Consider the following 21,798-nt stretch of genomic DNA (forward strand, 5'->3'; position numbering starts at 1 on the left):
GATGATGAAAAAAGGATGGATGATGCTGGGTACTGCTGTGTTGGCAGGCGCCCTGCTTGGAGGTTGCGCGGAGAAGGATATGCTGGCTATGTCAGGAGATGAGATGATTGAGAAGGTTGTCTCAGCAGAAACAGAACCCGCCTCGTATTATGCGGAAGGTGTGATGAAGATATGGGCGGATGACAAGCTGACTAACACGATGCAAATTAAGGAATGGGTAGATGGTGAAACCGGACGAAAGCGCACGGAAACATCAGAGAATGGCAATGTCAGTTACGCAGTTAATGATGGAAAGAAGATCATCATATATGAAAAAGAAACAGGGGCAGCATATTCCATGGATGCATCATCCGTGTCACAACAACCTAATCAAACCCAGAAGCAAATATTGCTCGATCAACTAGAGCGGTTACGTACTACGCATGATGTGAATATGATGGGACAGGAGAAACTTCATGGACAGGACGTCATTCATATTGAATTGACACCAAAAGAAGAAGGCGCATTCTCCATATCTTCAGAGTATTGGGTAGATCCCAAAACGTGGATGATTGTCAAAGTAAACAGCGCGTATGGGGATGGAAAATCAGAAATGGTCTATGATCCGATTCAGTATGACCCTGAATTCACAAAGGATACTTTCGTAATTGACATCCCTGAGGAGGTCGATGTGAAGGACTTGAACGATATGATGCAGAATTCCGAAGTGACCCTAGAGGAAGCGGAAAAAGCGTTGGAACAGCCGTTCCTACAGGACATGAGTGGAGAATTCGAACTATCACGGATCGAAATGTCTACATCGCGCGGTGAGCTGAGCAGAGATGAAGTAACCTTGTATTATGTAAGTAACGACAAGGTAGAAGTCAGCCTGACGGTATTCAAGATGCCGGAAGAAAATGTGGACGATACACTAATACCGGATGAAGCCGAGATTAAGGTTCGTAACACCGAGGGTTCATATATGAAGAGCATTCGGAACATATCATGGAGTGAGAATGGCTTGCGGTACTCCATCATGGGTGAAAACGAAGGATGGACAAAGGCAAAGCTGCAAGCTTGGGCGGAAGAACTGACCTTTTCCAATCCGTCTAGATGAGCTAAAGAATAACAATAAGGTTGCCGCAGAAACGAGCGGCAGCTTTTTTTGTATATTCTCCTTTTGGTGTGGTGGATATCTATTCGATCTCCTTTCAGTCCACTCCAAAAAGGCAAGAGGGCAACTTCACGTTTACAGTTCAATATGCATATTCATAGAAGACAATCTTGATTTGGTGATGGAGGCAGGAGAAAGGGGCATCGCAGGATGGCTGTTTTATCAACAGGGCCAATAGAAAATAATATAGTGGTGGGAAGCGGCGAGCGTCCTACACAGAGAATTACAGTGAAATTAGACAATTGGAGTCTCACTAGTTTCTCTACCGTTCTGGTTCAAGGATATTATTTGAATGGTGTTCGCACACTATACGTTGAGGAATTGTTTAATGTTTTGCCTAACCAGGTTATAACAAATGACTATTATGCAGATTTGGATGCATTTGAGTTTATATTTATCACAGGTGATGATGCGGAGGATGAAGTTCAGATTTCGGTATGGGGGAAAAACGAGAACGGTCAACTGGTAACGGCACATCGTTTGGTGTCTGAGGAATTGTTAGGAGCGAACCCCGGTCTAGTCGGGGTAACGGGTGCGACTGGAGCTACAGGGACAGCAGGGGTTGCGGGAACAACTGGTCCTACAGGGGCTACAGGTGTTACAGGACTGACAGGAGTTACTGGTCCTCCTGGAGGAACTACGGGATCGACGGGAGAGACCGGTGTCACTGGGACCACGGGGGAGACAGGATCTACCGGAGTGACAGGAGTCACGGGCGCTACTGGAAGTACGGGGACCACAGGAGAGACAGGGCTTACCGGAGTGACGGGTGTTACTGGGAGTACAGGAATAACAGGAACGACTGGAGTCACCGGGAGCACAGGGGAGACAGGGTCTACTGGAGCCACGGGGATTACCGGGAGCACGGGAGAAACAGGGTCTACTGGAGCCACGGGGATTACCGGGAGCACGGGAGAGACAGGGTCTACTGGAGTGACGGGGATTACCGGGAGCACGGGAGAGACAGGGTCTACTGGAGTGACGGGGATTACCGGGAGTACGGGAGGGACAGGGTCTACTGGAGTGACGGGAGTTACTGGGAGTACGGGAGAGACAGGGTCTACTGGAGCCACGGGGATTACCGGGAGTACAGGAATAACAGGAACGACAGGGGTCACTGGTGTTACAGGTGCAACAGGCGTAACGGGAGTAGCGGGAACGACCGGAGTCACTGGTGTTACAGGAGCGACAGGACTGACGGGAACAACTGGAGTCACTGGTGTTACAGGAGCAACAGGACTGACGGGAACAACTGGAGTCACTGGTGTTACAGGAGCAACAGGACTGACGGGAACGACCGGAGTCACTGGTGTTACAGGAGCAACAGGACTGACGGGAACGACCGGAGTCACTGGTATTACAGGAACAACAGGAGTGACTGGGGCTACCGGTACGACAGGTGCCACGGGATCAACTGCAGCTTCGGCTCCGGCAGACTCTTCCTTGTTTGCTGATAGCCAGACCACGGCGTTGGGTCTTTCATTAGTAGCTGAAACAACGATTCAGACACTTAATGTACCTGTAGTGGCAGGTCAACGCGTGAAAATCGATAATAGTACACAAGTAGCAATAGTTGTAGGGTCTAACTGGAGTATTGCGTATAACATTAATCTGAGACGTAACGGAGTTTTAATTAATCAATTGCAACTCTCACGAACCGGTAATGCTTCGGGAACGTTGAGGTTTCTTTCCTCCAACACTTACGTGGATACATCCCCGACTACAACGACTAATGCATACACGATAAGTATCCAATTTACGACAACTAGCAACGTCACGAGTGCCTCAGCGGAAGTGAGAAATCTGAATGCTATTCGTTTCAGTTAAAATAGACATCGAACTTATGATAATTACACGTTACTTTTGTTGACATATATGATATTGTACATTACTCTATGGGTATACTTGATCAAAAATTTAGAAATATACCAATTCGAATCGAATTAAGATAATACAGCGGATGATAACGAGCGGGAGAGACCTGGGTTAGCCGAGCCAAATGGCTAGTGTTCAGGCACCGAAGGAGCAAGCTGCTGCGCACCCGGCGCAGTGGTTAATCTCTCAGGTAAATGTACCATCGTTGGACGCAACTCTGGAGAGTGCGCGAACTGCGCCACCCAAGGGGTATATGATCAGTCAGCCCGGTGAACTTGTCTGTAATCGCAGGCAGTGCACCCTTGTCGTGAGACACTGCTGATCATGAAACTCTCAGGTATCGAGGACAGAGAGAGGGCCTAAGGCCTTCTTCTGTCCTTTTTTGATGTCATCATACCTAAATAAGGGACATTGTGGATGAAACTCCTGGATCGAAATGACGAATACATTTTACAAATATGAATCATGATTAATAATGGAGGGTTACAAGGTGCGATTTAAAGATGTTTTCTCAATTATTGGTCCGTCGATGACGGGGCCTTCAAGTTCACATACAGCTGGAGCGGCAAGGTTAGGGAGAATTGCTCGACAGTGGCTAGGATGTACGCCAGATCGTGCCCGGCTGACGCTGTACGGTTCATTTGCAGATACGTATCAGGGGCACGGAACAGATCTGGCACTGATCGGCGGTCTGCTGGATTATGTCACAGACGATCCGCGTATCCCGGATGCAGAGCAATACGCAGAGGAAGCGGGCATGGAGGTTGAGTTTTATACAAGTGGCCTACCTGCTCCTCATCCTAATACGGTCAAAATTGAGTTGTGGCATGGAGAACGTGCCTGCTCCTTAATCGGTGCATCCATTGGTGGTGGAAGCGTATCCGTGCATTCGATGAATGATTTTCGTGTTCAGATTAGTGGTGAGTTTCCAACACTCGTTCTGCGGCATGCGGATAAAGCGGGCGTACTCGCGTCAGTGACGTCCACGATCAGTTCATCCGGGGTTAACATCGGGTATATGCAGGTGGACCGGAAAGCCCGTGATGGCGAAGCGCTTACCGCGATGGAAATGGATGGTGTGCCTAATCCTGATATGCTCAAGCGTCTAAGGGAGCTGGACCATGTATTGGACATTCGTGTTATCGATTTGAAGAGAGGAGTTGATTCGGATGCGGTTTAAACATTTGCACGAACTGAATACGATCTGTACAGCGGAATCCAAAACCATTGCTCAGCTGATGATCGAGGAGCAAGTTCAGGAGACCAATACACCGGAAGCGGATGTTGTGAAGCAGATGTCTGAATATTATCAGGTGATGAAGGAAGCGGTACGCAAAGGGTTAACGGAAGATACGACATCACGCAGTGGATTAACAGGTGGAGACGGCAAAAAAATGGCCGAGTACATTCGCAAGGGTGAGACTTGCTCAGGAGATGCTTCCGCACTTGCCATGGCGTATGCCCTGTGTGTATCTGAAGTGAATGCCTCCATGGGTCGGATCGTGGCTACACCAACAGCCGGTTCCTGCGGCATCATCCCGGGTGTGTTTATCAGTTCACAGGAGCGATTTGGCTGGACGGACGAACATTTGGTGAACGGGTTGTTCTGTGCGGGAGCAATTGGTTATGTTATCGCCAATAATTCATTTATCTCCGGGGCCGAAGGTGGCTGTCAGGCGGAAGTGGGTTCCGCTATCGGCATGGCTGCGGGTGCCATGGTTGAACTGCGTGGAGGTACACCGGAACAGGTTGTTCATGCCGTTGGTTTGGCGTTAAAAAATACACTGGGCCTTATCTGCGATCCGGTCGCAGGCCTTGTTGAAATCCCGTGCATCGTCCGTAATGGACTGGGTGCAGTTACGGCGCTGGCTGCGGCTGACATGGCCCTGGCCGGAGTGCGTAGTGCCATTCCGTCAGACGAAGTCATCGATGTCATGCTGGAAGTAGGCAGTGCAATGCCGAGCCGCCATCGGGAGACAGCCCAAGGTGGACTGGCCCAGACACCAACCGGCCGCAAAATGATGCAGAAGTTGGCTAAACCAAAGGCAAAGCGTGCCGAGCCTGAGCCGGAGTCCCCTGCTGAAAATGACGTAGAAACTAAGGCATAAATCGGATTGATATGAATTAAATCTAACGCTAACTTGTGGAGCCTGCCTTTAGCCTTGATTATTAAAGGTGAAGAAGAGTCCTTACATGATATGAAAAGCCGGTACAAATCTTCCTGGTGAAGAGATGTATCGGCTTTTTTTGTCTTTTTCCAACGAAGAAAAACAAAAACATTGACGATCTATATATCGGTTAGATATATTAATTGTTGTCATATATCAATACGATATATATAGGAGCGAAACAAAATTAAAGGAGATGGATAGAATGAAAGGTATTTTCCAGACGAGTCTGCTGTTTTTGAAAAACGGAGCCACCATTGTAGGTTTAATTACGGCTGTGCTGTTTCAGGTTTTTTTTAACATCATCTGGCTTAGCGGATACGACCAGGTTAACGAAAGAATGACTCAATTGGCTGTCACCATCGTGAATGAAGATGGGGTAGCGGCTGAACCGGTGGCCGAGTCTCTGGCAGCGGGCCTGAATTTCGAGGTCAAAACATCTGAATCGATGCAAGAAGCGAGACAGATGTTAACGGACCGGGATGTGTACATGATTATTGAGATTCCATCAGGTTTCATGCAGCAGGCAGAAGACTTGTCAAAACCGATGACAGTGAAGTATGTGATGAACGAATCAAACGTGGCTACCGTGAAAAGTGTGATGCAGAACGTAGCCGCACAAGTTACAGCGACATTGAACCGTGAAGTACAACAGGAGGTTATTCACGGAGTGCTGAATCAATCCGGTATGACTGCTGATCAGTCCGATGCGCTTGCGGTAGGGTTATCTTCACGCGTGGAGGCAGAGGTGGAGCGACTGAATCCTGTTGATAATTTTGCTTTCTCGATGGTACCGATGTTGATTGTAACGGCTACGTTTACCGGAGCGATGTTGCTAAGCATGAATCTGCAAAAGGTTTCTGGTGAACTGAGTGGCAGGGCAGGGAAATGGGAGCGCTTCTGGGCACGTAACATTATTAATCTGGGTGCGGCATTTATCGTCTCACTCGTTGGATCGGGGATGATGCACATTATGGGGGTATCGTCAGCAGCCAGTTGGTTCATGTTATGGCTGTTCCAGTTGCTGGTCACCATATCTTTTATACTCATGGCTCAGTTGAGCTTGTTGTTGCTTGGCAATGCTGGGGCTTGGTTAAACAGTGCGTTGTTGCCTCTGCTGATGCTGTCCTCGGGATCAACGATTCCGCGAGATGTAATGCCTGACTTCTACCAAGTGATCGGTCATTATCTGCCAGCGACTTATGCCGTAGAAGGGATGATGAACCTTGTGCTCGGAGGAAACGGAATTGGCCGGGATGCGATGTTGCTCGCCGTAATCGGTGGTGTAACACTGACTCTGGGTGCGCTTTGCATCTGGATCAGACGCTCCGGCCCGGTACGTTCTGAAGCTCGTAGGGAGGACCAGCCTGCTGCTGTGCCTGTTGCTCTGAAAGCAACCGTTTCGTCATCTGATCATTGAACAAGGGGTACTGATTGTGATACGTTAAGGGGAATGGAAAGGAGCGGTACACCGATGAACACGCAGCATGTCATCCTCGGAATACTGCACAATCAGCCAAGTTCCGGATACGAGATCAAGCAGTACTTTGAACAATATTTTTCATTTTTCTTTGATGCCAGTTTCGGCACCATATATCCTACACTTGCGAAGATGGAAAAGTCAGGATTGCTGACTAAGGAATCGGTGAAGCAGGAAGGGAAACCTGATAAGAACGTGTATTCATTGACCCCTGAAGGAGCAACGCAATTTCACGCCTATTTAATGAGTCCTTTGGAAGCTGAGGTATTTCGTTCTGATTTTCTGATGCGGTTGTATTTCGGAGAGTTGGCGGATGAAGATACCGTAACGGGTTGGATATCCAGCCAGTTGAAGCGAAAGGAAATGTTATACGCTGAACTTCAGCGCCAGATGGAGGAATTCGGCGAACGTATTTCGCCTGCACAGCGTCTGTGTCTGCAAGTGGGGCTTGTACAATATGAGGCCACCATCCAGTTGCTCAAGGAACAGCTGGTTCGGCCAGAGTAATCCATGGCCATAATGAATAACGTCAAAATCAAATAGGTGCTCCACAGATCAGGAACAGATCTGGGAGCGCCTATTTCGTTTGATATGCCGATGAACTGAACAGACTCCAGTCTTGCATATGAGCAAGTATAGCTTGGTGTTTATATGAGACTAGTACTCAGTACGGCATATCCATACGCGGGCAGTTCAATGGCGAGTATGCCATCTTCCTTGGCAGTACGATGGTTTCCGCCGAATAACTCGGTCCATTCCTCGTCACCAGCCTCCAGCTCGACAATAGCCGTCTCTTCTGATCGATTGAACAGAACCAGAATGCGTTCCTCCTCATTTTGTCGCTCAAATACCAGTTGGCTGCCATCGGGACGAGCCTGCAGGAAACGAACGGTGCCTTCTGCACGCAGGGCAGGATGAGCATGACGTAGGGAGATCAGTTTCTGATAAAAGTTAAACAGCTCTCGGTCCTGCTTTGCTTCATCCCATTCCATGCATTTACGGCAGCCCGGATCATGTTCGCCGTCCATGCCAATCTCGTCTCCGTAATAGATACACGGAGCACCCATATAACTGAACTGGAATAACGCAGCCAGCTTCATCTTGCGCTGGTCACCTTCACACAGCGTGAGCAGCCGCGGGGTATCGTGGCTGTCCAGCAAGTTAAACGCCACTTCGCTGGCCTGAAGCGGATAACGGGATAACTGTCGCCCGATGGAGTTTGCGAACTGTTCGGCGTGCATCGTATTTTTCACCAAGAAAGCATTCACGGCATCGGTAAACGGATAGTTCATGGACGCATCGAACTGGTCACCTTGCAGCCAGGAGGAAGACTCGTTCCATACTTCGCCCAGAATATAGGCCTCCGGATTAGCCGCTTTGACTACACGGCGGAAATCACGCCAGAATGCATCGTCCACTTCGTCTGCCACATCCAGCCGCCATCCGTCCGCACCCACTTCCTTGATCCAGTACTCGGCAACCTCCAGCAGATAGGCCTTAACCTCAGCATTCTCCGTATTCAGCTTTGGCATATGCGCTTCGAATCCGAATGTCTCATACGTTGGAATGCCGTCCTTCACGTCCAGCGGGTATTCATGTACATGGAACCAGTCCTTGTATTTGGATTGTTCTCCGTTCTTCTGCACATCAACAAACGGAGCAAATGTCTTCCCGGAATGGTTGAACACGGCATCCAGCAGTACGCGAATTCCACGTGCGTGGCACAGCTCGACCAGTCGTTTCACGGTATCTGCGTCACCAAAGTGCCGGTCTACCTGCAGGTAGTCTTCGGTATCGTATTTGTGATTGGTGGTGGCTTCAAAGATGGGTGTGAAGTAGATCGCATTAATGCCAAGATCGCTGATGTAATCCAGATGGTCAATCACGCCCTGAAGGTCACCGCCGAAGAAATTGAAAGGTGTCGGCTCACCACCCCACGGCTCTACCTTTTCCGGACTAATATTTGGGTTGCCGTTGGCGAATCGTTCAGGGAAAATCTGATAAAACACCGCGTCCTTAACCCATGCAGGGGGTGTGAATACAGCTCCGGCATGAATATAAGGGAACTGGAACATACGACCCGGATCGTCCGGTTCTTTTTCCTGGAAGTCCGTTTCGGTCATCCAGATCTGTTCGTCTCCGTTTTTGAGCAGAAAAGAGTATTTCAGTCGGTGGTAGGGAGGTTTCACCTCACCCTCGAAGTAATCGAACATGGAGTCAGAGGTGAACTTTGTTAAGGGAACCAGCGCTTTGGTTGCATCCCACGCATATTTATCCCCGGTCAGGGCATGTACCTCGGTCAGATCATTCTTTTTGGCACGCAGGCGCAGATGGATTGTATCTTGGTCATAGGCATAGGCCCAGTTTCGTTTCGGTTGATGATAAATAGCTTCCAGCAACATAATGATTTCCTCCCGTCAGGTGTAGCACTGATATGTACTTGGTAGACTTGATTAATATGACATTCCCCACGTTAATGGATAAGCTATAATTAGCATGTATGGTAACGTAAAGGACTTCAACATTTGCTCAACAAGACATGAATCCATATGATATAGACAGCTTTTATCATGATGATGCTCAGATATATCATTAACCCATTGGGGGCAGAAAGGAAACGAATATTCGGATGAAAACCAAACTGTTATATATTGAAGATGATACGGAAATTGCGACTTGGGTCAGAGCCGATCTGGAGGAGCGCGGTTATGAGGTGGTATGGCTCGGCAGTGGTGAAGGTGCAGCGGAGGCTGCTGTCGGTTGTTCACTCATTATTCTTGATGTCATGCTGCCTGGGCTGGATGGATTTACGGTGGGCCAGCGACTGAAAAAAGAACATCCCGCCGTGCCCATTGTCATGCTCTCGGCCAGAACGTCCATTGACGATAAGTTGCACGGTCTTGATTTTGCCGATGACTATGTGACCAAACCATTTCACCCCGATGAACTGGCTGCCCGGATTGAAGTACAACTGCGTAAGGCAGGAACAGCGGTCTCATCGGATACAGCCCTGAAGCTGGATCATCTCTCCATCTATGAGAAGGACAACCGGATCGTCAATGAGGAGACGGGAGATGAGATTATTTTATCGGGAAAACAGTTCCACATCTTCGCCTACCTGCTACGACATATGGGTATGATTCGAACCAAAGAGCAGATCTATGAAGCCGTCTGGAACGAGCCCTATCTGGATGGGGACAAAACTTTAATGGTACATATTCGACATCTACGCGAAAAGCTGGAGCTTGATCCGGCCAATCCTGTAGTTATTCAGACGGTCCGCGGTGTGGGATATCGTGTGAAGAAGCCATGATTCGGTTGTTCAGAGAACGGAAGATCATGAAGGGAGAACGAAGCATGGAGCAAAAGCAATCCGGGCGGCGCAAGCTTCGCTTTGGGCGGTCCTTGATGTCCAGATACATCCTCCTGATCTTGGCGGCTGTATTATTTGTGCCCGTTGTACTTCCGATCATATCCGTTATATATATTGTTGTAGTGAATAACACGGACACGAATATGAACCGCGCCGCGCCTTACGGTGATGTTACTAAGATCAGTAACCTCTGGTCACATGAAGCGAAGAACCTGGATGGTGCTTCGGATGAAGAGATTAAGGCCCGGTTGGAGCAATTACATGGCTCGTATCCCAAATCTTCCATGTATCGTGTGAGTGTGAGCGGTGAGACCCTCTTTATTCTTGGGGGTGAAGATGTAACGCTTCTGAAATCCACGTCGCCGGACGGGAGGACAGACAAGACATTGAGATGGTCACTGGATTCCGGGCAAACGACAGAGACTCATATTCCAGCCTTATGGAATGTAAACAATACGGTGCAATTCATGAAAGAAGCTTCTTTTCGCGATCCACTGACCGTAGTTGCATATATTGGCGGAGCTGAGCAGGACAAAGGACAGGGATTCATGATCATTGAAGTGCCACGGTCACTTCTGCAAATGAATCAGAGTAACTGGCCGATGGAACTCTTGTATCTTGGTATCGTAATGACCCTCATCTTTCTGATCTTTATCATGATGTCGATTCTCTTCTTCGCACGCATTCGCAAACGACTTATTCGTTTGCAGACAGCCATGATGACCACAGGCAAGGAAGGCCTCCCGCTTCCGGTAGATATCCGCCAGTCAGACGAGATCGGTCAACTGGAAGAAGCCTTCAATCAGATGGTGCATCAACTGTCCGACAGCCGTCACCGTGAACGCGAGGAGGAACAATTGCGCAAACGTCTCATTGCGGGGCTTTCCCACGATCTGCGTACCCCGCTAACGGTGATTCGTGGACATATGCATGCCTTGCACAAGGAAGAGCTGAGCGAGCAAGGTGACCGTTCATTACATCGCATGGAAGCAAAGATGGAGGACCTCGGCGGGCTCATTGACAACATGTTATCCTACAACTTGCTCACGAGCGGGAAATATACACTGAAGCTGGAAGAGAAAGATATACTGCGGATCGTCAGGGAAACGGCGGCGGCCTGGTACCCGGTCTGGGAGAAAGAGCAATTCGAGATTGATATTGACCTCCCGGAGGAACCGCTGATCTGGCATATGGATGAACAGGGCATGCGCCGTGTACTTGATAATTTGTTCCAAAACGTGATCCGTCATGCCGCCAGCGGGAAGTATATTAGCATATCAACCCAGGAGATTCAGGGTGAGACGGCTATTGTTATTCAGGATCAGGGTCCGGGAATGCAGCAGGATTCCGACACAAAAGGCACAGGTCTGGGCTTATCCATTGTAGACCTGTTGATTCGTGAGATGAGTCTGCGCAAGCGGGTAGATAGTTCCGATGCGGGTGTACAGACATATATCTACAGTGGTAAGGGAAATAAGGAAACAACAAACCGCTGAAATAGCTTTTTAAACTAAACTTAAACTAGAGACTACTTTGGCTTTAACCTTGGAAGGTTACGATAGTTCTGAGGTGATCATACAGTGAGTGAAAATATTATTCAAACGGCTAATCTATGGAAAACATACCGGGACCGTGCAGCGGTCCGTGAACTTGATCTGCATATTAAAAAGGGAGATATCTACGGCTTCCTCGGTCCCAACGGCGCCGGCAAAACAACAACGATTCGCATGCTTCTCGGCTTGATTAAACCAACCAAAGGTGTGATCCGTGTCTTCGACAAGGATATCCGCAAGGATCGCATGGATATTTTGCGCCGTGTGGGTTCCTTGGTCGAATACCCGTCCTATTACGGACATCTGAACGCAGTAGAGAATCTGGAAACTTTGCGCCGCATCATCAATGTACCAAAATCAAGAATTGCTGAAGTGCTGTCCATTGTAGATCTGACCAAGGATGCCAAACGTTCGGTGAAGGGGTATTCCCTTGGGATGAAGCAACGTCTGGGTATTGCCAGCGCTTTGCTGGGTGAACCGGAGCTGCTGATTCTGGACGAACCAACAAATGGGCTTGATCCTGCCGGTATTCAGGAGATTCGGGAACTGATCAAACGCATGCCTCTGGAACACGGCATTACCGTTCTGGTTTCCAGCCACTTGCTGAGTGAAGTCGAACAGATGGCAAGTCGTGTTGGTATTATCCGTGAAGGCAAGATGGTGCTTCAGGATACTATCGCAAGTCTGCATAGTCAGACGGGTAGCTCTATCCGGTTAACGGTTTCCGAGCCGGAAGAGGCTATGAAGCTGGCGAGAGAACAGGGACAATTTGGTCAGCAACAAGGTGCTGCATTAACGTTCCCTTATATGGATAACAGTTCAGTGGCACTGCTTGTGCGCCGATTAATTGAACAGGATCATGATGTGTATCGTGTAGAGGAACAGCGTCAGTCGCTGGAAGATCTGTTCATGCGGGTCATTGGCGAGGGGGCTTCCATATGACCGGGCGTGCATTATCGTCAGACTGGCTCAAGATTCGGGGGAAAGGGATCTGGTTTCTTGTCTTTCTGGCCCCTCTTGGATTGACAGCGATGCAGGCGCTTAATTTTGGCTTACGGCTGGACTATCTGAAAGAGCAGTATGCAGATAACCTGTGGGGCGGATTATTGGGCGATGTGGTTGTCTTTGTGCCCTTGTCTCTGATGCTGGGAGCAACCATTCTCAGCTCCATGATCGCTAATGTTGAGCATGAACAGGGATCGTGGAAACAGTTGCTCGCGATGCCCATTCCCAGACCAGCCGTGTATTTAGCCAAGTTCCTGCTTGCCTGTGTGCTGCTGGTGATCTCCTGCCTGCTCTTAACCGCAGGAATTGTAGGTCTGGGTCTGATCCTCGGATTCCATGCCAGCGAAATACCTTGGACACATGCGATCAAGCTGGGGCTATTGCCTTTGGCTGGTGCACTTCCGGTGTTGTCACTGGAGTTGTGGCTCACGATGGTTAACAAAAATCAGGCGCTTCCCGTCACCCTGGGCATCGTTCTCGCGATAACGGGTATGTTCTCACTCAGTATCTCACCAATCTTTCCGCTCGCATGGGCACAGATGGCCTGGAATGGGCCTAATCCATACCTGTATGCAGGCATGGGGGCAGGTCTAGGGTTATTAATCCTGTTGCTGGGTATGATGCATTTTAGCCGGAAGGATGTGGCCTGATATGAGCTTTGCGATAACGTACTTCCGAATCTTGTCCGCTGAACGATTGAAAATGAGCAAATCGCCCATATGGCTCCTGATTCTGCTGAGTCCACTCATTGCGCTGCTCATCGGACTGTTGTCCACGCCATCGGGAAATTGGCAGGTATTGATGACCACGATGGTTTTCCTGCACGGATTGTTATTGTTACCGATGCTGACTGGCGTGTTTACGTCCTTTGTCTGCCGTTTTGAACATGCGGGTGGAGGGTGGAAGCAGATGCTGGTTTTGCCGCTCACACGTTCAGGTGTATATGCAGGTAAACTGACGATTGTACTCATGCTTCTGGCGGGTACGCAAGCATTGTTGCTGATGTCCATTCTGCTGGCAGGCATAATTCATGGCATTACGATGCCAGTACCTTGGGGATTCTTGGTAGGAAAACTGCTGCTTGGGTTGCTGGCCTGTGTACCCTTGGCTGCCCTGCAGATGTTCGTTTCATTAGTGTGGAGCAGCTTCGCCGCACCGCTCGCACTGAATTTTGCACTGACCATACCGAATATTCTCATTGTAAACTCGGCGACATATGGGCCGTATTATCCATGGGCACAACCGATGATTCTGATGACACCCGTGGACGGCGCAGGTTTCGGAGCCTACAATGTTCCACTGATCACAATGCTGGCGGTTGTTGGAGGCAGTGCTGTTATTTTCATTGGAATCGGCATGATGTATTTTGCAAAAAAAGAAATCTGAATAATCTGTTACACCCTTGGTTATCGTAGATCCAAATCCTCTTTAAGCAAAACATGCAAGCTCTATTGTATGTAGGCTTCAGGAGGATTTTTTCTAATGTCTGACCCACCCATCATGAATGATTAGCTCGCTAACGAACCTGAGGAGTCTTAATCATGGATTTGAAGTGTTCTCAACAATCTAAGGAACCTGAGACATGTTATATCCAATGAAACAACCGTTTGCAGTGTGTTTATGACAGGAGATTATGGGGATTAACGTGTCTGATGTTCCTTAAAATATAAAAAGAGCACATGGACGCCAAATAAGATGTCCTGGGTTCTTTAGAAAATCGTTTAGCCATCCGCCAGAATCAGCTGACGTGGAATTGAACTTCAAGGTTGTTAGAGGCTTACATTGATCCTTGTATAAATTGTCTGCCTTTGAAGGCGCCTCCTAAGTAAAATAAAAATTCTAAGTATTACCTCACACATCATGTGAATTGAATCATAGATTGTAAGCAAAATGAGACGAGAATCTGGTAAAATAAAAAAAGCTGTTTCTAGGCAGGCTTACATGGTTATTCGAGGGTAGGCCCATTTTGTAAGGGATAATTAATCCCTGCTGTTAGATGAAGATATTGGCTGAGAAAAGAGGGGTAAGCCTTGGATATTAATAAAATGGAAACCCTGAAGCGCATTATTTCTGAGGGAAGTTCTTACCAATCACTGTTTTTTAACCATCCGGATGCCATTTATGTAATGGACATCCATGGAAACTATATTGATGCTAATCCCTCGGTAGAGCGGATATCTGGGTATACACTGGATGACTTGATTCGTATGAATCAGAGTGAGATCTGTCCTCCGGACAGTGAAAATTCACGCAAACAATACATTAAAGAGGTACTGGCTGGACGTTCAGTCAGTAATCCCATTACTTTTTATCATAAAGATGGTTCCCTGAAACAGGCAGAGATAACGTATGTGCCTATAACGGAGGGAAAAGAAGTTGTAGGAATCTATGGCATTGCCAAAGATGTTACCGATATCCTGGAAGTGCAACGTGAGCTTAAGGAGGCACAGGAGAAATATCAGGTGCTGGCTGACCATGCACAAGATCTGATTACAACTTGTGCTATGGATGGCGAGTTGTTATACGTTTCCCCTTCCGTGTACACCTTACTGGGTTATAAGCCGGAGGAAGTCATAGGTAAGTCCTTCAAGGATTATTGTTATTCGGGAGATTATCCGGACCCTATGGATCTTTCCAAGATCGGCAATGGCTGCAAGATGCGTGTGTTGCACAAGAAGGGACATTATATCTGGATGGAGACATTGGCGAAACCTGTTGCTGGAGAGCGTGGCAAGAGTGTCCAGATTGTAAGCATCAGCAGGGATATTACCCAGCATAAGGATGCGGAAAGACGTCTTCGGGAAAGCCGTCAGCGATACAGATCGTTGTTCGAACATAACCCGGCAGCTGTGTATTCATTGAATCTGGAAGGTAAATACAGCGCAGTGAACAGCAAACTGGTGCAAATGTTGGATATTCCGCGCAATAAGCTTATTGGCCAGTCTTTTTTATCCAATCTGGATAAATGCGAAGTGCAACATGGCAAACATTATTTTGACATGGTGAAGCAAGGCGAACCGCAATATTATGAGACCCGAGTCGTCAATTCAAGTGGTCGGAAGATTGAAGTATCTGTTACGAATGTGCCCATTATTGTGGATAAGGAAATGGTGGGCGTCTATGGGATCGTGTCCGATATTACCGAGCGCAAGGAATACACGGAACGGCTTCAGGAGCTTAGCAAGCAACATGAGCTGATTCTCAACACGGTTACGGAAGGAATATTTGGTTTGGATGCGGATGGAATCACCATGTTTATGAATCCAGCAGCAGCTTCGATGTTCGGTTATGAGGCGAAAGAATTCATTGGCAAAAACTCACATCCCATCATCCATCACACCCGTGCAGACGGAAGTCATTTGCCACAAGAAGAATGCCCGATCCACATGACCGTGTTGGATGGACAGATACGTTCAATCAAGGAAGATGTGTTCTGGCGTAAAGATGGCAGCAGCTTTCTGGTGCAGTATCAGGTGACGCCGATTATTGAACAGGGACAGATTCAGGGCGCGGTGGTTGTATTTAATGATGTGACTGGCGAACGTGAAATTGTACGTGCCAAAGAGACAGCTGAGCTGGCAGCTCAGGCCAAGTCGGAATTTCTGTCGATGGTTAGCCATGAGATCCGGACACCGATGAACGGGATCGTGGGGATGACAGAATTGTTGATCGGTACCGATCTATCGGAAGAACAGCGTGAATATGCCGAGATTATTCGAGACAGCGGTGATGCTCTACTGAACATCCTTAATGATATTTTGGACTTCAGTAAGCTGGAATCCGGGAAAATGGCACTGGCTTATGAACCATTTGCATTACGCAAGATGTTGGAACAGGTTGCCGAACTGTTTAAACCGCTTGCAGATGAGAAACATCTGGAGATCAGATATCGTCTCAATCCGAGCATCCCTGAGTTCATGGTCGGCGATGCCATACGAATCCGGCAGATTCTGGTGAACTTGGTTGGTAATGCACTCAAGTTCACAGATCAGGGAAGCATTGAGGTTGCCGTGGATATTATCAAGGGCAGAAAGCCTGAAGACAGTGTTCTTGATTTTGCGGTGCAAGATACGGGAATTGGCATCCCCGCTGACAAGCTGGATCAGTTGTTTCAGTCCTTCTCTCAACTACACCCGGTGATTAACCGGAAGTATGGTGGTACCGGACTGGGACTGGTCATTTCCAAGCGACTCGTGGAGATCATGGGGGGCAGTATCAGTGTCGAGAGCATAGAAGGGGAAGGCTCAACCTTCCGGTTTGCTGTTCCTGCGGCGAGTGTAGATGCTTCAGCAGAACAGACAGCAAGTCAGTTCCATCATGATCGCACACGTCAAAGTGATAAGGTGGCCATGCGTATTCTGGTGGCGGAGGATCATCCGGTGAACCGGAAGATTTTACGAGAATATCTGGAGAAGCTCGGATACCACGCAGATGTATGTACTAATGGTGTGGAAGCAATTGATGCCATCTCTCAGAATGCTTATGATATTGTCCTGATGGATATTCATATGCCTGTGATGGATGGACTGAAGGCGACAGACCTGTTACACCGCCTAATTCCACAGGATCGCATACCTCCGATCATCGCAGTTACAAGCAATGCCAAACGTGAAGATAAGGAAGCTTGTCTGGAGATTGGTATGCGTGACTTCATTAGCAAACCGGTTATGCTGAGTGAGTTGAAGCGGGTGTTACAACAGTGGGGGCCAAGGGACGAACCTCAACTTGCACCAAATTGAACAACTACTCAAATCAATTATGAAATTGATTCATCTGGCTGTGAAAATAATAAACGCAAACATGCCAATAAGACTCCTCACATGGAATGTTATTGGCATGTTTGTGTTGGCAGACTTTTGAAGTTGAACTGAAGCATACACAGTGGAGTTGTATACGAATGGCTTATACCAATGTCAGACGATTGATGTTACCTGATAGGATTTCACAGGAATTGTTGAATTTCTCACGTTCCGTTGCATCCAGATTCAATTCGATAATCTCTTGAATACCATTGCCACCGATGATTGCAGGAACACCGACGCATACGTTATGTTGCTCGTACTCTCCGTCCAGAATAGCCGATACGGCGATGATCTTGTGTTCGTCATTGAGGATGGAACGAGTGATATGCGCGAGGGCATTGCCGATTCCGAATTGGGTAGAACCTTTACGGGTAAAGATTTCCCAGCCGGCATCCTTTGTTTTGCGTGCAATATCCTCCAGATCCAGATGTTTGAAGCGCTCCTTGTGCTGATCCATGATATGCATAATCGGTTTGCCACCGATGGTCACATGCGACCAGGCCACGAACTGTGATTCTCCATGCTCCCCGAGAGCATAACCATGCACACTGCGTGGATCGATGGAGAAGACTTCAGACAGCAGTGTTTTGAGTCGTGAAGAATCAATGGACGTGCCTGTACCGATGACGTGTTCGCGTGGGAGGCCGGATAATTTCCATACCATATAAGTTACTATGTCAACCGGATTAGCAGCGACGACAAAAATCCCGTTAAATCCACTGTTCATGATCGGGACCACGATGTCTTTGGCAATCGACTCTGCTTCCTCCAGAATATCCAGCCGTGTTTGTCCTGGCTTGGGATTCGCCCCGGCAGTTAAGATAATCACATCCATATTGCCACAATCGGCGTACGTGCCTGCATATACCTTGGTGCGGTTATGTGTGAAGTCCATACAATGGGAAAAATCCAGTGCCTGTGCTACAGCACGGTCATACGTCCGGTCCACCATCATAATTTCCCTGCATATCGATTGATTAATCATGGAATACGCACAACTCGAACCGACAAGACCCGCCCCGATCACCGCTACTTTGCCTGATTTGCCTAACACTGCCGTTCAGCCCCCATTTAGATTGATATTTATCCATTACTAATGCGTCCTATGTTAAGTATAGTCCTTTATTTTATGCTGGAATCCACTTCTACGTTACATAAGATAACACATGAAAAAGCTGTGCAGCAATGATATCCGCTATCGCGGGAGCGTATTGGAGTAACGGAGTTAACAAAAATGACATGATTAATTCATAATCATACGATTTGACGGCGTTTGCACCCGTGTCATTCGACATGACAGCATTCATGCTTGTTGTCGGATTGGGGGTTATTTGTGCGGATCATATACCTGACAAAACTTCTTAGGAATCCGCAGAAACAGAACAAAACCGCCAAAGGGATCTGCCGAGAAGCTGACGAATACATACGGACAAGCAAAAGATAAGCATACTTGATCCATGAGACAGGTTGCCCCGATCCGATGACGGTTCCATAAAGGAACGCTGAAGCCATAATGTTTTTATCCAAGAATCAATTTCATAACTCACTAAGGGTATTATGAAATTGATTCCCAAAAGACTTCATTCCGGGAGGGAATTAATGATGATTGAAGAAGCAGGAGCAACGACGGAAACGGCCAAGAGCCTGGGCATAGGTGCCAGTACTCTTCGTAAATATGCGGCGGCACTGGAAGAACAGGGATACCGGTTCGAACGGTCAGCCAACAAATCCAGACTATTCAAGTCCGACGACATCGAGTGCATTGAACGCCTGATGACTGAACTCAGAGAGCATAATCTACCCCTGGCTGATGCTGTGGTGACTGTATTGGCTCCAGAAGTACCTGTAGCTGTAGTAGAAGTAGATGTCCCGGTGGTGGGAATTGAAGGTCTGTCAGAGACGGAATGTGCAGCGACAGTCATGTCATCTGTACTCCCTGAAGAACCTGAAATAATGGGTAATCTGAGATCCTATGAAGGTCTGGGGCAACTGGTAAGTGAGGTGACTTATGGTGCTGTAGAACAACAGCAGGATGATCGGGTACAGCTGCTGCAACAGCGGGTCGATGAACTGGAGCTGACCCTTCAGCATCTGGCGGAGACACATATGGCGCTTCAGGAACAGATGGAGAAGCAGCGCCTGTGGATGAATGAGAAGCTGGAGGAAGAGCGGGATCGTGAACTCGTAACCAATCTGCGCAGTTTCCAGGGAAGAAAACGCAAACCCAAAGGAGTATCCCTGCGTATGTTGTTCGGGTTCCTGCCCAAGAAGCATAAGGAAGCTTGAGCAACAGGCATTTACCCATCGTGATTTTGCATTATGGGCCTGATATAATAAGCTCCATACAACATGAAGACTGGCAACGAACTGCTCAGTATAGATAAAGACTGAGTGGATCAGGAAGCTGGCGTGGGAGGATCTGTGGAGCTGCGACGAAGTTGGCAAAGATTGCTCGGACTATGGACGGATCGTCCTCGGCGGAAAGGCACGACCATTGCTGAGCGTTATACAATACAGGAATTGCTGGGTATGGGGAGCTATGGGCTGACATACCTGTGTACAGATGACCAGAACGGCAGGGAAGTGGCATTGAAGGAGTCCAAGCCTAGCAAGGGCAGACTCTCTGCGCACCTGTTGGAGCGGGAGGCGGACGTGATGAGACGTCTGCATCATCCAGCGATCCCTGATCTATTGGATGTGTTCACATCCGGGAGACGAAGTTATATCGTTACCGAGTATATTCGTGGACAGACGCTGGAAGATTGCATATTTGAGCAAGGTCTTCGATATACGGAGCGGGAATGTGTGGAATTGGCAGGTCAACTGCTGGCTCCGGTGGCTCATGTGCATGAGCAGGGATATATTCATGGAGATGTGCGGATTCCCAATGTTATTTTACGTGAAGGGACGGTGCATCTGATTGACTTTGGCCTGGCGAGACGCTTGGGGGAGCCGTTGTTGCCGGAGCTGAAGCGACGTATGCGTGAAGTCCCTGAGCCTGAAGATGAACCGGCTACACCGGATCATGATTTGCAGGATATCGGCCACTTTCTTCTCTTTATGCTGTATTCGGCTTATGAGCCAGAGAAGGGCCGTGAACCCGCCAGCTGGCAGGAGGAACTTAAGCTTACGCCGGAATTGCACCAGATGCTGGAGCGACTCCTTGGACTCCGGCCAAGTTATGAGGGTGGGGCGACAGAGTTACAGGCAGAGATTGAGAAAGTGTTGCTGAAATTACAATGAAAATAAGCTCTATAGGCGGATCTATATTTGTTATCCGTGACCTCTTCGTATGATATCTGCAGGGGTCTTTTTCCTTTTTACTGAAAATGCACAACGTATCAAAACAGTGGGTTAAATGATATAATGGATAACAATTACACGTTGAAGGAGGCGATTCATCTTATGCTTAAAAAACTGGAAGGCGATCATGCCGAATTATTCAAAACATGGTTTCATAGCAAAAAAGACACCATTGTGGATATTGAAGGTAAGCATTATTTAATCAAGCCGCTGGAAAACGTGGTTCAGGAAGAAATAGAAAGTGATCTGGAGCTCAAAACTTTAATTATGCAAGCCAAAAAAGATATTTCTTCGGGTAGGGTCTACTCTACAGATGATATAATTGACGCAATTGAAAAAGGGAATTTATAGATGTTGATCCAGTGGACACCTTCAGCAAGAAAGGCTCTCGCTCAAATCAGAAGTGTTCGTTTCACTCAGGAAGAGACAAAGCTCTATAAGATTGAACTAGTTCGAAGAATTGAGATGAAAGTGGCTGTCATGGCGGAATCCATGCCAGCTCAGGAACCATCCTGGCAAGGGACGTACCGGATATTAGTTGATAAATTTAAAGTGTATTATTCGTTCTCCCTGGATAAGCGAATTTGCTATATTGAAGCATTAAGACATCAAAATCAGCAAAATTGATACATACTTATATAGAAACAAATAAAGGGGTGTTCTGCTGGCCGTAAGTACGGCTAGCGAACACCCCTTTATTACATATTCATTTATTGTAGCGTCTAATAAGCTGCTGGCACGATCATTGCTCTTTAAAGCAGTGGTGAAAGCCGCTTAGCTGGAGCTGTATTTTCTGCTTTTGTAATACCCGGAGCCACTACGGCTGTCCCGGTATTTCACATCCGAAGAAGAATAGCGCTTGTAGGAACGCTTGCCTGAGGAGCTGCTGTGACGTTTATATGAGCGCCTGTCCGAGGAGCTGTAACGTTTGCGGTGAGATGAAGATTTGGAATCGATAAGTTTGCCGATAATCTTTTTGAACATGAGCTTTCACCCTTTCGACTTCAACTGTTTTAAGCATATACGTGGTCAGATATGGAGGGGTTTCGATTTTTTCATGGATAATTGTATTCATTGGACAGGAGC

18 protein-coding genes and 1 riboswitch are annotated in these 21,798 nt (G+C 47.8%); of the genes, 15 read left to right on the forward strand and 3 right to left on the reverse strand.

The window, feature by feature from the left end; translation table 11 throughout:
• Position 1: 1 nt before the first annotated feature.
• The 6 genes from MHI55_RS02855 (at position 2) to MHI55_RS02880 (ending at position 7,183) form a co-directional block, all read left to right on the forward strand.
• The gene (locus MHI55_RS02855; protein ID WP_340388705.1) at positions 2-1,096 is read left to right on the forward strand and encodes a hypothetical protein; all 1,095 of its coding nucleotides are present in this window, start codon (positions 2-4) and stop codon (positions 1,094-1,096) included.
• A gap of 207 nt (positions 1,097-1,303) precedes the next feature.
• On the forward strand, positions 1,304-2,980 hold the full coding sequence (locus MHI55_RS02860) for a collagen-like protein (protein WP_340388707.1): 1,677 nt from the start codon (positions 1,304-1,306) through the stop codon (positions 2,978-2,980).
• Between the two features lie 134 nt (positions 2,981-3,114).
• Positions 3,115-3,239, forward strand: a riboswitch (glycine riboswitch).
• 279 nt (positions 3,240-3,518) lie between these two features.
• A complete protein-coding gene (gene sdaAB, locus MHI55_RS02865; RefSeq protein ID WP_074093257.1) occupies positions 3,519-4,208 on the forward strand; it encodes an L-serine ammonia-lyase, iron-sulfur-dependent subunit beta in 690 nt (229 codons plus the stop codon).
• Positions 4,198-5,136: an L-serine ammonia-lyase, iron-sulfur-dependent, subunit alpha gene (sdaAA, locus tag MHI55_RS02870; RefSeq protein WP_036672202.1), complete on the forward strand. Its 939-nt coding sequence runs from the start codon at positions 4,198-4,200 to the stop codon at positions 5,134-5,136. Before sdaAB ends, sdaAA begins: the two co-directional genes overlap by 11 nt.
• Before the next feature lie 265 nt (positions 5,137-5,401).
• Positions 5,402-6,616: an ABC transporter permease gene (locus tag MHI55_RS02875; protein ID WP_180361883.1), complete on the forward strand. Its 1,215-nt coding sequence runs from the start codon at positions 5,402-5,404 to the stop codon at positions 6,614-6,616.
• 54 nt (positions 6,617-6,670) lie between these two features.
• Positions 6,671-7,183: a helix-turn-helix transcriptional regulator gene (locus MHI55_RS02880; RefSeq protein WP_076329668.1), complete on the forward strand. Its 513-nt coding sequence runs from the start codon at positions 6,671-6,673 to the stop codon at positions 7,181-7,183.
• A 140-nt stretch (positions 7,184-7,323) separates the two neighbouring features.
• Here MHI55_RS02880 and MHI55_RS02885 read toward each other — a convergent pair whose 3' ends face one another.
• A complete protein-coding gene (locus MHI55_RS02885; RefSeq protein ID WP_340388709.1) occupies positions 7,324-9,078 on the reverse strand; it encodes an alpha-glycosidase in 1,755 nt (584 codons plus the stop codon).
• A 227-nt stretch (positions 9,079-9,305) separates the two neighbouring features.
• Here MHI55_RS02885 and MHI55_RS02890 point away from each other — a divergent pair, with 227 nt between their 5' ends.
• From MHI55_RS02890 to MHI55_RS02915, 6 genes are all read left to right on the forward strand, one after another.
• Positions 9,306-9,989, forward strand: coding sequence for a response regulator transcription factor (locus MHI55_RS02890; RefSeq protein WP_017690959.1), 684 nt, complete (start codon positions 9,306-9,308; stop codon positions 9,987-9,989).
• 44 nt (positions 9,990-10,033) lie between these two features.
• Positions 10,034-11,545, forward strand: a complete 1,512-nt coding sequence (locus MHI55_RS02895) for a HAMP domain-containing sensor histidine kinase (protein ID WP_340388711.1) — start codon at positions 10,034-10,036, stop codon at positions 11,543-11,545.
• A gap of 84 nt (positions 11,546-11,629) precedes the next feature.
• Positions 11,630-12,544 (forward strand): ABC transporter ATP-binding protein, encoded by a 915-nt coding sequence (locus tag MHI55_RS02900; RefSeq protein ID WP_047840345.1) that lies wholly within the window; start codon positions 11,630-11,632, stop codon positions 12,542-12,544.
• Positions 12,541-13,257, forward strand: coding sequence for an ABC transporter permease (locus tag MHI55_RS02905; protein WP_340388713.1), 717 nt, complete (start codon positions 12,541-12,543; stop codon positions 13,255-13,257). The genes MHI55_RS02900 and MHI55_RS02905 overlap by 4 nt, the downstream gene beginning before the upstream one ends.
• 1 nt (position 13,258) lies before the next feature.
• Positions 13,259-13,993 carry an ABC transporter permease gene (locus tag MHI55_RS02910; protein ID WP_340388715.1) on the forward strand — a complete coding sequence of 245 codons (735 nt, stop codon included), beginning with the start codon at positions 13,259-13,261 and terminating at the stop codon, positions 13,991-13,993.
• Between the two features lie 644 nt (positions 13,994-14,637).
• Entirely contained in the window at positions 14,638-17,346 is a 2,709-nt protein-coding gene (locus MHI55_RS02915) for a PAS domain S-box protein (protein WP_340388717.1), read from the forward strand.
• Positions 17,347-17,509: 163 nt separating this feature from the next.
• Here the strand turns inward: MHI55_RS02915 and MHI55_RS02920 are convergent, their stop codons facing one another.
• Entirely contained in the window at positions 17,510-18,463 is a 954-nt protein-coding gene (locus MHI55_RS02920) for an L-lactate dehydrogenase (protein WP_036607494.1), read from the reverse strand.
• A gap of 545 nt (positions 18,464-19,008) precedes the next feature.
• Between MHI55_RS02920 and MHI55_RS02925 the strand changes: the two genes are divergently transcribed.
• From MHI55_RS02925 to MHI55_RS02935, 3 genes are all read left to right on the forward strand, one after another.
• Positions 19,009-19,695, forward strand: coding sequence for a hypothetical protein (locus tag MHI55_RS02925; RefSeq protein WP_340019051.1), 687 nt, complete (start codon positions 19,009-19,011; stop codon positions 19,693-19,695).
• 105 nt (positions 19,696-19,800) lie between these two features.
• Positions 19,801-20,652 carry a protein kinase gene (locus tag MHI55_RS02930; protein ID WP_340388719.1) on the forward strand — a complete coding sequence of 284 codons (852 nt, stop codon included), beginning with the start codon at positions 19,801-19,803 and terminating at the stop codon, positions 20,650-20,652.
• A 162-nt stretch (positions 20,653-20,814) separates the two neighbouring features.
• A complete protein-coding gene (locus MHI55_RS02935) occupies positions 20,815-21,063 on the forward strand; it encodes a hypothetical protein (protein ID WP_017690948.1) in 249 nt (82 codons plus the stop codon).
• 423 nt (positions 21,064-21,486) lie between these two features.
• Here MHI55_RS02935 and MHI55_RS02940 read toward each other — a convergent pair whose 3' ends face one another.
• Positions 21,487-21,696 (reverse strand): hypothetical protein, encoded by a 210-nt coding sequence (locus tag MHI55_RS02940; protein WP_017690946.1) that lies wholly within the window; start codon positions 21,694-21,696, stop codon positions 21,487-21,489.
• Positions 21,697-21,798 lie beyond the last annotated feature (102 nt).

Source organism: Paenibacillus sp. FSL E2-0151 (assembly GCF_037993015.1).
In the GTDB taxonomy this organism is placed as follows: Bacteria; Bacillota; Bacilli; order Paenibacillales; family Paenibacillaceae; genus Paenibacillus; species Paenibacillus amylolyticus.

Bases quoted from the DNA above. Each gene is read 5' to 3' on its own strand.
- MHI55_RS02855 (WP_340388705.1), top strand. From the start codon at position 2: ATGATGAAAAAAGGATGGATGATGCTGGGTACTGCTGTGTTGGCAGGC.
- MHI55_RS02935 (WP_017690948.1), top strand. From the start codon at position 20,815: ATGCTTAAAAAACTGGAAGGCGATCATGCCGAATTATTCAAAACATGG.
- MHI55_RS02910 (WP_340388715.1), top strand. From the start codon at position 13,259: ATGAGCTTTGCGATAACGTACTTCCGAATCTTGTCCGCTGAACGATTG.
- MHI55_RS02885 (WP_340388709.1), bottom strand. From the start codon at position 9,078: ATGTTGCTGGAAGCTATTTATCATCAACCGAAACGAAACTGGGCCTAT.
- MHI55_RS02880 (WP_076329668.1), top strand. From the start codon at position 6,671: ATGAACACGCAGCATGTCATCCTCGGAATACTGCACAATCAGCCAAGT.
- MHI55_RS02905 (WP_340388713.1), top strand. From the start codon at position 12,541: ATGACCGGGCGTGCATTATCGTCAGACTGGCTCAAGATTCGGGGGAAA.
- MHI55_RS02860 (WP_340388707.1), top strand. From the start codon at position 1,304: ATGGCTGTTTTATCAACAGGGCCAATAGAAAATAATATAGTGGTGGGA.
- MHI55_RS02895 (WP_340388711.1), top strand. From the start codon at position 10,034: ATGGAGCAAAAGCAATCCGGGCGGCGCAAGCTTCGCTTTGGGCGGTCC.
- MHI55_RS02890 (WP_017690959.1), top strand. From the start codon at position 9,306: ATGAAAACCAAACTGTTATATATTGAAGATGATACGGAAATTGCGACT.
- MHI55_RS02875 (WP_180361883.1), top strand. From the start codon at position 5,402: ATGAAAGGTATTTTCCAGACGAGTCTGCTGTTTTTGAAAAACGGAGCC.
- MHI55_RS02925 (WP_340019051.1), top strand. From the start codon at position 19,009: ATGATGATTGAAGAAGCAGGAGCAACGACGGAAACGGCCAAGAGCCTG.
- MHI55_RS02940 (WP_017690946.1), bottom strand. From the start codon at position 21,696: ATGTTCAAAAAGATTATCGGCAAACTTATCGATTCCAAATCTTCATCT.
- sdaAA (WP_036672202.1), top strand. From the start codon at position 4,198: ATGCGGTTTAAACATTTGCACGAACTGAATACGATCTGTACAGCGGAA.